9 protein-coding genes are annotated in these 11,820 nt (G+C 51.3%); 6 read left to right on the top strand and 3 right to left on the bottom strand.

Going from position 1 to position 11,820, the window contains the following annotated elements; translation table 11 throughout:
- Positions 1-214 precede the first annotated feature (214 nt).
- Positions 215-799 carry a gamma carbonic anhydrase family protein gene (locus BTA35_RS16350; protein WP_078320892.1) on the bottom strand — a complete coding sequence of 195 codons (585 nt, stop codon included), beginning with the start codon at positions 797-799 and terminating at the stop codon, positions 215-217.
- Positions 800-945: 146 nt separating this feature from the next.
- Between BTA35_RS16350 and prlC the strand changes: the two genes are divergently transcribed.
- Positions 946-2,985 carry an oligopeptidase A gene (gene prlC, locus BTA35_RS16345; RefSeq protein ID WP_078320891.1) on the top strand — a complete coding sequence of 680 codons (2,040 nt, stop codon included), beginning with the start codon at positions 946-948 and terminating at the stop codon, positions 2,983-2,985.
- 141 nt (positions 2,986-3,126) lie between these two features.
- Positions 3,127-3,369 carry a YheV family putative zinc ribbon protein gene (locus BTA35_RS16340; RefSeq protein ID WP_078320890.1) on the top strand — a complete coding sequence of 81 codons (243 nt, stop codon included), beginning with the start codon at positions 3,127-3,129 and terminating at the stop codon, positions 3,367-3,369.
- 102 nt (positions 3,370-3,471) lie between these two features.
- On the opposite strand, the gene BTA35_RS16335 is transcribed toward BTA35_RS16340, so the two are convergent.
- Both BTA35_RS16335 and BTA35_RS16330 read right to left on the bottom strand, forming a co-directional pair.
- Positions 3,472-4,422: a homoserine kinase gene (locus tag BTA35_RS16335; RefSeq protein WP_078320889.1), complete on the bottom strand. Its 951-nt coding sequence runs from the start codon at positions 4,420-4,422 to the stop codon at positions 3,472-3,474.
- A 109-nt stretch (positions 4,423-4,531) separates the two neighbouring features.
- Positions 4,532-4,834 carry a DUF2782 domain-containing protein gene (locus tag BTA35_RS16330; protein WP_078320888.1) on the bottom strand — a complete coding sequence of 101 codons (303 nt, stop codon included), beginning with the start codon at positions 4,832-4,834 and terminating at the stop codon, positions 4,532-4,534.
- A gap of 94 nt (positions 4,835-4,928) precedes the next feature.
- Between BTA35_RS16330 and polA the strand changes: the two genes are divergently transcribed.
- The 4 genes from polA to BTA35_RS16305 all read left to right on the top strand — a co-directional run bounded on the left by polA (position 4,929) and on the right by BTA35_RS16305 (position 11,497).
- Positions 4,929-8,021 carry a DNA polymerase I gene (gene polA, locus BTA35_RS16325; protein WP_078320887.1) on the top strand — a complete coding sequence of 1,031 codons (3,093 nt, stop codon included), beginning with the start codon at positions 4,929-4,931 and terminating at the stop codon, positions 8,019-8,021.
- A gap of 318 nt (positions 8,022-8,339) precedes the next feature.
- Positions 8,340-10,430: a diguanylate cyclase domain-containing protein gene (locus BTA35_RS16315; RefSeq protein WP_078320885.1), complete on the top strand. Its 2,091-nt coding sequence runs from the start codon at positions 8,340-8,342 to the stop codon at positions 10,428-10,430.
- Positions 10,426-11,043, top strand: coding sequence for an EAL domain-containing protein (locus tag BTA35_RS16310; protein WP_078320884.1), 618 nt, complete (start codon positions 10,426-10,428; stop codon positions 11,041-11,043). The genes BTA35_RS16315 and BTA35_RS16310 overlap by 5 nt, the downstream gene beginning before the upstream one ends.
- A gap of 76 nt (positions 11,044-11,119) precedes the next feature.
- Positions 11,120-11,497 carry a hypothetical protein gene (locus tag BTA35_RS16305; protein ID WP_078320883.1) on the top strand — a complete coding sequence of 126 codons (378 nt, stop codon included), beginning with the start codon at positions 11,120-11,122 and terminating at the stop codon, positions 11,495-11,497.
- The last annotated feature ends 323 nt before the right edge of the window (positions 11,498-11,820 follow it).

Here is an 11,820-nt window from a genome sequence, read left to right as displayed (position 1 = left end):
GGTGGTTGCACTTGGTTTCATAGAATAAGTGCAACAGGCTACTGATTATGCTCGTGCCATGAATGTCTTTTGTCACTTGCCGCGATTTGGCAGCCTTAATCATTTATCGGCGGGGTTGCGGGTAACTCGAGCAAATACTCATGTTTTTGTCGGTGGGCGCGAAAAGCTGAACCCCGTGGGAAAACGGGGTTTACTGTGGAGTAAGGGTCTGTGCTTATTCGTTGTAACCTTCAGCAATATGCTCGTCTTTCAGCTTCACATAGTTACCGGCGGTGTAGGTGAAGAACTTCATCTCTTTCTCGGTCAGCGGACGTTTTTTCTCCACCGGGCGGCCGACATACAGATGACCGGACTCCAGCACTTTGCCCGGCGGCACCAGACTACCGGCACCAACAATCACTTCGTCTTCTACAATGGCACCGTCCATCACCATCGCGCCCATACCGATCAGCACCCGGCTGCCGATGGTGCAGCCATGCAGCATCGCCTGATGGCCGATGGTGACATCATCGCCAATCATCAGCGGGAAACCATCGGGGTTGAAGGGGCCTGCGTGGGTGATATGCAGTACCGAGCCATCCTGCACGCTGGTGCGGTGGCCGATACGGATACGGTGCATATCGCCCCGGATAACAGTTAACGGCCATACGGAGCAATCATCACCCAACTCAACATCCCCCAGAACCACGGCGGTGGGATCAACAAACACGCGTTCGCCCAGCTTGGGTGTCCACCCTTTAAACGAGCGAATATTGGCGGCAGGTGCAGAAGCGGTGTTTTCCGGTTTGGCTGTGGACATGGCTGAAGCTCCGTTTTAGTTGTCGTTATCGTAAAATGAGGAAAGCTAGGCGGCGATTATAACCCGCGGCACGGTGGAATTTCTGTGCTCCGTCCCCATATTCACTGTAAGCGAAAAAGCCAAAGATTACTGATAAGGATTCATCCATGAGCAATCCGTTACTTGAAAGTCACACCCTGCCACCCTTCAGCCAGATCAAACCGGAGATGATTGAACCGGCACTGGATCAGATTCTGGCGGACAACCGCGCGGCGATTGCCGAACTGCAGCAGCAGGAAAACCCAAGCTGGGAATCTCTGGCTCAGGCGATGAGTGAACATGAAGACCGCTTAGCGCAGATGTGGTCACCGGTGGGCCACCTGAATGGCGTACTGAACAGCGATGCGCTGCGTGAAGCCTACAACGCCTGTTTGCCGAAACTGTCTCAGTACAGCACCGAGATCGGTCAGAACGAAGCCCTGTGCGACAGCTTCAAGGCGCTGAAAGCCAGCCCCGAATTTGCCACCCTGAACGAAGCGCAGCAGAAAGCCGTTAACAACACCCTGCGTGATTTCCACCTGTCCGGTATCGATCTGCCTGCGGAGAAGAAAAAACGTTATGGCGAGCTGAAATCCCGCCTGTCGGAACTGAGCAACAAGTTTGCTGAGAACGTACTGGATGCCACTCAGGGCTGGACCAAACATATCACCGACGAGAAAGAGCTGGCCGGTCTGCCGGAAAGCGCGTTGGGTCTCTTACAACAGTTAGCCCAACAGAAAGAGCTGGACGGTTGGCTGATTACGCTGGATTTCCCGGCGTTCCATCCGGTGATGACCTACGCTGAAAACCGCTCCCTGCGGGAAGAGGTGTACACCGCCTTTGTCACCCGCGCATCGGATCAGGGCCCGAATGCCGGTCAGTGGGATAACACTCCGGTCATGGATGAGATTCTGCAGCTGCGTTATGAGCTGGCGCAACTGCTGGGCTTTAACAGCTACGCGGAATACTCCATCGAAACCAAGATGGCTTCCAGCACCGATGAAGTGTTGGGCTTTCTGACGGATCTTGCCGAGCGCTCTGTACCGCAGGCCCGCCAGGAGTTTAAAGAGCTGCAGGCTTACGCCAACGAACAGAGTTTTGACGGTGAACTGAAAGCCTGGGATGTGGGGTTCTACAGCGAGAAACTGCGCCAGCAGCGGTATGCTATTTCTCAGGAAGAGCTGCGTCCTTACTTTCCGGCCCCGAAAGTGATCGCCGGTATGTTCGAGGTGGTGAACCGCCTGTACGGCATCACCATCGAAGAGAAAACCGAGCAGGTTGATCGCTGGCACGAGGATGCTAAATACTACGAGATCTCGCAGGATGGTCAGCCGATTGCCGGTTTCTATCTGGATCTGTACGCCCGTGAAAACAAACGCGGCGGAGCCTGGATGGATGATTGCCGTGTGCGCCGTCGTAAGGCGGATGGTTCAATCCAGCTGCCGGTGGCGTATCTGGTGTGTAACTTCTCAGCGCCGGTGGGTGGCAAACCTGCCCTGCTGACCCACGATGAGGTCACCACCCTGTTCCACGAGTTTGGTCATGGCCTGCATCACATGCTGACCAAGATTGACGTGGCGGATGTGTCCGGTATCAACGGCGTGGCCTGGGATGCGGTAGAGCTGCCCAGCCAGTTTATGGAGAACTTCTGCTACGAGAAAGAAGGTCTGGATCTGATCGCCGGTCATGTGGATACCGGTGAGCCGCTACCACAGGCGATGCTGGATAAGCTGCAGGCGGCGAAGAACTTCCAGTCCGCCATGATGATGGTGCGCCAGCTGGAGTTCTCACTGTTCGACTTCCGTCTGCATAATGAGTATCAGCCTGAATGGGATTCCAGCGTGCAGCAGCTGCTGGATGAGGTACGCGCTCAGGTGGCCGTACTGCCGCCGGTTTCGTTCAATCGCTTCCAGCACGGTTTCAGCCATATCTTCGCCGGTGGTTATGCGGCGGGTTACTACAGCTACAAGTGGGCGGAAGTGCTGTCTGCTGATGCTTATTCCCGCTTTGAAGAGGAAGGCATCTTCAACGAAGCCACCGGTCGTTCCTTCCGGGAGAACATTCTGGAGATGGGCGGTTCCCGTGAACCGGCTGAGCTGTTTAAAGCTTTCCGTGGCCGCGAACCAAAAGTGGATGCCCTACTGCGCCACTGTGGCATTCAAGGTTAAGCGGAGGCTCTAAAAGTAAGCTTAGGGGCAGGATAAGCCGGAATGCTAATGGTGTTCCCCAGAGCAGGGCGGCATAATGGCCGCCCAGTCCGGCTGAAAAATATTAACAGGTCTTTCTACAGGTCTTTTACAGGTAAAAACATGACAATTGTGAAACGCTTTATCGCCGGTGCGGTCTGCCCGCGCTGTGGTGAGATGGATAAACTGAAAGCCTGGACCGAGGATGATATCCAGCATCGTGAGTGTGTTGCCTGTGGTTTTACCGATGAGATGTCACTGACTGCACCTCCGGTTGAAGAACCCGCAACCCGCGTGAATCAGAGCCAGCCCGACCCGAAAGATGAGATTCAGGTCGTAAACCTGATGGATCCAAAGGCGAAGTAAGCAGGCGTGTTTTAACGGCTAACGAATTAAAAAAGGCGAAGCCTGTTATCGGTTTCGCCTTTTTTGTCTTCGCTTTTATGTATTCGTATGCTGCGTGTTGGCCTACCAACCCGCCTGCTTGATACGATTCAGCAGAATCAGTTTGTAGTGCTCCGGGTCTTTATAGCCATGGGGGTGGCCTTCTTCTTCCGCCAGATGTTTCGCCAGCAAGCGGGATATCCAGTAACGCAGAGCACAGGCGCGCAGAAAACCGGGCAGGGCGTGGCGCTCGGTATCCGTTAGTGGACGCACACTTTCGTAGGCTTCCAGCAGGGCAGCCTGCAGCTCCAGATCCGGCTCGCTGTCATCCTGGCAACTCCAGTCATTTAATACGACCGCCAGGTCATAAAGCAGGTGGCCGTTGCAACCGTTATAGAAGTCGATGACGCCGGTCAGGGTGTCGCCTTCATAGAAGGTGTTATCCCGAAACAGGTCGCCGTGCAGAATACCTTCGGGCAGATCCGGGCACTCTTCCAGCAAGTCCGCAAAATGACTGATTTCCAGCTGCATTAGCTGCTGATCCATCTCATCCAGTAGTGGCAGCAGATCCGGTGCCACAGACTTCATCCAGCCGATAGAGCGATTATTGGCTTTGTGCAGATCAAACTGTTGCGCGGTAACGTGCATCTGTCCCAGCCAGTTTCCCAGCTGTTTCGCTTGCTCAATGCCCGGATTTTCCGGGTGGGTACCGCTCAGGCATGGGAATAGCAACGCAGGTTTATCCGCCAGCGTCTGCAGGTATTGGCCGTTTTGATCGACGATGGGGGCCGCGACAGTGTTCATGCCGCTGTCCGCCAGCTGGGTCAGCAGAGAAACAAAGTAACCCAGGTCGCTGTGATCGCCCTGTTCGAACAGGGTCAGGATATAACTTTCCGGCTGAGCTTCGTAGCTGATGCGATAGGTGGTATTTTCGGTACCGCCCATCAATCCCTGCAGCTGGTAATGGCTGTCCAGGCCATAGCCTTGCAGAAAATAGTTGAGTTCAGTTTCGGAAACCTGAGTATAAACGGCCATTGTTTGTGCTCTTATGTATGTGCAGGGAATAAATGCTTTAGCAGCGATTTTTTATTAAAAACATCACAAAATCAATAAGATGGTCTGTATTGCTGCCAATTTATGACGTTTACCAGCGCAATAGAACCCACTCAGGGATCAGAAATGATTTGCGGGTGGTCTCTTTACGGACAAAATTGCCATCGCCATTAGCATCCACCAGAAAGTACTCCGGGCCTGCTTTAGGCTTTACTTTAATGGCGTAAAGTATGCCGTTAGCCCGGTACTCATAAAGTGTGCGGTCACCGCCATCACGAATGGTGATTTCCGGTTCTGGTTGCTGGCTTTCCGCCAGTGCTTTGTTCACAGGTAGGGCCAGGGAGAGTGAGAGCAGTAAAACCCCGGATAGAGCGGAGAACGAGGCGTGTTTCATGTTAAATCCTTGTCAGACCTTTGGTCTGAATCCTCTGTGCATTATGATGAATCCTATTATATTCCCAGTATAACCGAGTTGAGTTGATAACCCGATGAATGACACCACCGAATTGCCTTTGGTTCTGGTTGATGGTTCCTCCTATCTGTACCGTGCCTTTCATGCCCTGCCGCCGCTGATGACCTCGAAAGGTCAACCCAGTGGTGCGATCAAAGGGGTCATCAATATGCTGAAAAGCCTGCTGAAACAGTACCCGCAGGCGCCGGTTGTGGTGGTGTTTGATGCCAAGGGTAAAACCTTCCGCGATGATATGTATGCGGAGTATAAAGCTCAGCGGCCACCCATGCCGGATGAGCTGCGCTCCCAGATTGAGCCGCTGCATAAAGCGATCCGGGCGATGGGTATGCCCCTGCTATGTGTCACAGGTGTCGAAGCAGATGATGTGATCGGTACGCTGGCGCAGCAGGGTGAAGCGGCGGGACGTTCGGTGATTGTTTCTACCGGTGATAAGGATATGGCCCAGCTGGTGACTGAGAAGGTTACGCTGGTGAATACCATGACTGACACCGTAATGGATATTCAGGGTGTGCATGACAAATTTGGTATCGGCCCGGAGCTGATTATCGATTTCCTCGCCCTGATGGGCGATAAAGTGGATAACATTCCCGGTGTGCCCGGTGTGGGTGAAAAAACTGCCTTGGGTCTGCTGCAGGGAATTGGTGGGCTGGATGCGATCTATGCTGATCTGGATAAAATCCCTGAATTGAGCTTTCGTGGTGCAAAAACACTACCTAAGAAGATGGCCGAGAATAAAGAGATGGCTTATCTCTCCTATGAGCTGGCGACGATCAAATGTGATGTACCGCTGGATGTCGGTATTGAAGACCTGGTGATGGCACCTCAGGATACGGATACCTTGAAAGAGCTGTATGCTGAGCTGGAATTTAAAACCTGGCTCAACGCCCTCAATCGTGCGGAAAGCACATCCCCTAAAGTCTTTAATGATGAAGCCACTGCTGCGGAGGTGGAGCAGGCGGCCAAAGAGGAAGAGCCTGCTATTGCCGGTGAGTATGAAACGGTACTCACCGAAGAAGCTTTTAATCAGTGGCTTGGGCAGCTGAAAGCCGCAGACCAGTTTGCCTTTGATACCGAAACCACCAGCCTTGATTATATGCAGGCACAGATTGTGGGTGTCTCTTTTGCAGTGGAAGCGGGCAAGGCGGCTTATGTACCGGTGGCCCATGACTATATGGGTGCGCCAAAGCAGCTGGATCGTGACTGGGTTCTGAATCAGCTGAAGCCCCTGCTGGAAGACCCGAACAAGGGTAAGATCGGTCAGCACCTGAAATACGATATCAATGTACTGGCTAATTACGGTATCGAACTGCAGGGTGTCGCCAGCGATACGATGCTGGCTTCCTATGTGCTCAACTCTACGGCTACCCGTCATGATATGGATAGCCTGTCCAGCAAGTATCTGGGCCACACCACCATCAGTTTCAAAGAAGTTGCTGCGAATGACGGCGAAGCGGCAGCGGAACAGTTTGATCTGCTGGGGGACAGTGACGCTCAGCCAAGCAGTGAGCTGCTGGTGTTAGAAAAGAAAATCTACGCATTGGCTGGAGAGAAGTTTGATATCGGTTCGCAAAAAGAGTTGGCAGATATTCTGTATGTAAAGCATGCCATCCCCGTGAAGGATAAGACTAAATCCGGCGGCTCTACCTCTCTTAATGCTCTGAAACGTCTGGCCCGGGATCATGAACTCGCAAGGCTGGTGTTTGATTATAAGACGCTGGAAAAAAGCAATAAGGACCAGGCTGGTCTGGGTAAGGCATTACTGCCGTTTAACAAGATTAAGCTGGAAAAAGCAGCGCCTTACGCGGCAGAAGATGCAGATATTACTCTGCGCCTGCACAACAAACTGCTGCCACAGGTACAGGCAGAAGGGCGTCTGGGGGATCTGCTGGCGGATGTGGAGCTACCACTTGTGCCTGTACTTTCCCGTATTGAGCGTAACGGCACCAAAATCGACTCTGATAAGCTGAAGGAACAAAGCCGACAGATTACAGCACGTCTGAGGGAGCTGGAAAGCGAAGCCTACGAGTTGGCGGGCCGTGAGTTTAATCTTGGTTCGCCTAAACAGTTGGGCGAGATTCTCTATGAAGAGATGCAGCTGCCGGTGAAGAAAAAAACACCGTCCGGTAAGCCTTCTACCTCAGAGGAAGCCCTGCAGGAGCTGGCGCTGGATTATCCGCTGCCCAAGTTGATTATGGAGCACCGCGGCTTAAACAAGCTGATGTCCACCTACACTGATAAGCTGCCACAGATGGTTAGTACCCGTACAGGCCGCCTGCATACGTCCTATCATCAGGCTGTGACAGCTACGGGGCGCTTATCATCCAGTGATCCGAACCTGCAGAATATTCCGATCCGTACCGAAGAGGGTCGCCGTATCCGTCAGGCTTTTGTGCCGGAAGCGGGCAATGTGATTGTTGCAGCGGATTACTCTCAGATTGAGCTGCGTATTATGGCGCATCTTTCCGGTGATAAAGGTTTACTGGAAGCGTTTAAAAATAATCAGGATGTGCATAAAGCCACCGCCGCAGAAGTGTTTGGCTGTACACCGGATCAGGTCACTACAGATCAGCGCCGTAGCGCCAAAGCGATCAATTTCGGCCTGATCTATGGCATGTCAGCCTTTGGCTTGGCCAGGCAGCTGCATATCGAACGTGGTCAGGCGCAGATCTATATCGAGCGTTACTTTGATCGCTACCCTGGCGTTGCACGCTATATGGACAGTATCCGCGAGAGTGCGAAAGAGAAAGGTTATGTGGAAACGTTGTTAGGGCGTCGTCTTTACCTGCCGGAGATCAATGCCCAAAACGGCGCTATGCGTAAGGCTGCCGAGCGTACCGCCATTAATGCGCCGATGCAGGGCACTGCAGCCGATATCATCAAAAAAGCGATGATTAATGTACATAACTGGTTAGCGGACGAAACAGATCCTGCTGTTCAGCATGTGAAAATGATTATGCAGGTGCACGATGAACTGGTCTTTGAAGTGCCCAAAGATCAGTTGGAGGCATTTAAAGCGGGCTTGCTACCCTTGATGGAGCATGCGGTTGAGCTGGATGTGCCCTTGCTGGTTGAAGCCGATAGCGGTGAAAACTGGGATCAGGCGCACTGATAAAAGGGCTGATCGTTACCTGATGTAATAAAACAGAGTAAAAATTAGCCCGAAGCTCTCTTTCGCTGAGCTATTATTTTGATTGCCAGTTACAGGCTACAGGCAGGGTGATAGTGGTATCACCCTGTTTTTTTATATATACCCTGGTCTTTATAAGGTTTTTAACTGAGCGATGTATGGTGTTACCTTTAAAAAAATGATCTAAAGCATCCGCTGCAGATATCTGTTTTTTTTGGTGTTTTGAGTACCCCATGAATAATAATAAATACAAGTTTGTTTCTCTTTATGCGATCTGCTGCCGTTTGAAGCTGAGCAGGCATGACTATGTTTAACCGGCTATCGCTGCGGCAAAAGCTGATTGCAGTTCCTGTTATCGGATGCTTTATCGTTGTCATTTTTATCTTTGCGATGCTGGGGCTAGTCAACCGTCAGGAAGAGACTATGCGCCAGATTGTGACAGAAGATCTGAGCAGTATCGCCAGAAATACCTCTCTTTTATCGGACCTTTCCCGAAACCATGTCTCTTTTCAGGAACTGTTGGCCCGTTATCAGCAGCAGAAGGATAGCTTCAGTCTGCGTAATATTGGTCTGAGTCGTATCCATGTGATCTACCAGATACGGGATAATCTGCAGTTGGAGTTCCAGGTACAGCGAAGTACAGAGATTCCTCGACTGAGTGAAGCCCTTAATGCTCTGATTGAAGATCTTGAAGGGTATGCTGTCAGTGCTGAGGCAACCCTTGAGCATGCCGCTGATAATCATCCGGCAACCCCTCATATGTTGCTGCTGCTGAATCGCAGTTTTGCCAATACCCACCGTCAGTTCATCACATTTCTGGAGCTGATGGGTAAAAGCATTAATGATGACACCACCGCAGAGCTGCAGGCGCTGGAAGAAGAAGTTATTGTTTTTACCATGGCGATGAGCCTGGTGCTCTTCATGTTGTTGGTATTCAGTTTCAGGCAGACGGGTGAGTTTTCCAGCAGTTTGCACCGTATGATCAAGGCGTTGAATACACTGGCCTCTGGAGAGCGGCGTATCGGTTTGCGTAACCGGCACTTTGAAACCAAAGAGTTACAGCAGATGTCGGAAGCGATTGACTGTTTTCAGCGGAGTCTGGTGGCACTTGATATCACACAGAATAAGGTTGAAGAGACCAATAAACAGCTACGCCAGGAGATTACGTTCAAAGAGAATGCTGAGTCTGAACTGAATAATGCTCTGGATGCACTGCAGCTGGCGAATGATGAGCTGGAAAACCGGGTCGCAGAGCGTACACAGGAGTTGGCTGAGATCAATGATAGCCTTCAGCAGGAAGTGGATTTCCGCCGGGAAGCAGAGAAGCAGTTGCAGCTGTTTAAAATGGCGGTTCATAACACCAGTGAAGCCGTGATTATTACCGACTCAGACGCCTGTATTCTGGAAGTGAACCCTGCGTACTGTCAGATTACAGGCTATAAACGGCAGGAAGTACTGGGTAAGAACCCTAATATTACTCGCTCTGATCGACATAATTCTGAGTTTTATCGGCAAATGTGGGAACAGCTCCGTCAGCATGGAGAGTGGAGTGGTGAGATCTGGGATCGTCGCAAAAGTGGTGATGTATTTCCGAAGTGGCTCAGTATTAATGCGGTAAACGATGGCACTTCCGACCATACCTACTACGTTGGTGTCTTTATGGATATCAGCCGGATTAAACAGGCGGAACAAGAGCTTGAACGGCTGGCTTACTATGATCCCCTGACCGGCCTGCCCAATCGGGTTCTGTTTGATGATCGCCTTGAACAGGAAATCAGAACCTGCTCGTCTGATCACAGTGGTTTTGGCCTGCTTTATATTGATCTGGATCGATTTAAATATGTCAACGATACCCTGGGGCACTCCGTGGGTGATGAGCTATTGGTTGAAGTGGGCCAGCGTATCAAAAGCTGCATTCGGGAACCGGATACTGTTGCCCGTATGAGTGGTGATGAGTTCACTGTTATCGTGCGTAGTGTTCGTGAAGCTGGTGATATGGAAGTTGTTGCGGCCAAGATTATTGAACAGGTTGAGCTGCCGGTGCAGATTGCAGAGCGTGAAGTTTTTGTCGGTGCCAGTATCGGTATCAGTCTGTATCCTGAGCATGCCTCTGATAGTGAGCAGCTCAAGAAACATGCTGATATGGCAATGTATAAAGCTAAGGAGTCCGGTCGGGGACGTTATCAGGTTTTCAATACAGAGATGACTGCGGTCAATCTGGACCGCATGGCATTGACTGGCCAGCTGAAACAGGCGATCAGCCACAAAGAGTTTATTCTGCATTATCAACCAATTGTCTCTATTGCTGATTCTTCTGTTTCTGCTGTTGAGGCATTGATTCGCTGGCAGCCGGAAGAGGGCAAAATCATCCCCCCCCGGAGACTTTATTGAGCATGCGGAAGAAACCGGGCTGATCCATGATATTGGTAGCTGGGTACTGGAAGCTGCCTGTGAACAGGCGGCGATCTGGAATAAGCAACTGGAGCATCCGGTGGCTATGGCGGTGAATCTGTCGGCTATTCAGTTTGAGAACCCGGAGTTGCCAGCTTATATCGCTGGCGTTTTACAGCGCACAGGCCTTACACCGGAACTGCTTCATGTTGAGATTACGGAAACGACCGTGATGAAGCAGCCGGATCAGACTGAGAATCTGCTCAGGGAAATCTCAGCCTTAGGGGTTAAGATCTCCATTGATGACTTTGGTGCCGGCTATTCTTCCCTGAGCTATCTGATGCGTTTTACCGCTAACAAACTTAAAATTGATCGTGCTTTTACTCAGCAGCTGACCGAGCGGCGTAATGATCAGATTATTCCGACAGCGATCATTAACCTAGGGCGCAGTCTCCACCTGGAAACCGTGGCGGAAGGGGTTGAAACTGAGTTTCAGCTGCAGATGCTGAAAGATAAAGGTTGTACTTATGCGCAGGGGTATCTTTTAAGCCGACCTGTGCCGCCGGACTCAGCATTTGAACTGTTAAAGCAACACTGGATCAGACCGTCCTGATCTCCACTGGGGAACCCGTTGAGCACCTCCCTGTCTGATTGATGACTAAACTGTTCACTAGGATACGACCTGAAATATGAAGCCATTTATATTGTCACTGGCATTACTGGCAACGGTTACTTTACCGGCACAGGCTGCAGATACCGAAGCGTTAAAAGAGAAAGCAGCAGAGTTTGCAGATGAAACAGCTGAGGTAGCCTCCGAGGTTGGGAGTCAACTGAAGGATTGGGGGAGTAAAGCCTGGGACACCAGTAAAGAAGCGGCAGATGCTGCGAAACAAAAGCTGACGGAAACCGATAGCGAAGCTGTTGGGGAAACGCTGAAAGATATTGGTAGCTCGTTAGTTGAAGGGGGAAAACGTGCCGCTGAGGCAGCCAGAGAGAAGCTGGATGAGTTCAGCCGTAAGCAGGAGGAGGCGGATGAAGCCTTAGAAACTGAGGGTATCTCGATCTGAGTATTCTTTATGGGGGAATGTAGGTCGCGGCTTTAACCCGACAGATTTGTCGCCCTAAAGGACGACCTACAGGAAAGAAGTGTTGCTCCAGGGCAGAGCGTTATTTCAGATAGGTACTGTTACTCCGGTATAGAAAGGGTAGATGTAGGGAATGTAGGTCGCGGCTTTAGCCCGACAGACTTGTCGCCCTAAAGGACGACCTTGTATCTCTCCTGGAACTGAGGTTAGCTACCTCTGTTCCGATGAGTCTGGTGATGTTGATTCCGACCTTAGCACTTGATGCTGTCTTGTAGATGAACGCCCAGACTCTTTTATTCTCATAC

This window comes from Oceanospirillum linum, assembly GCF_001995095.2.
GTDB lineage: Bacteria > Pseudomonadota > Gammaproteobacteria > Pseudomonadales > Halomonadaceae > Oceanospirillum > Oceanospirillum linum.
Note: the sequence above shows the minus strand (reverse complement) of the source record. Positions and strands in the feature narration are given on the sequence as shown.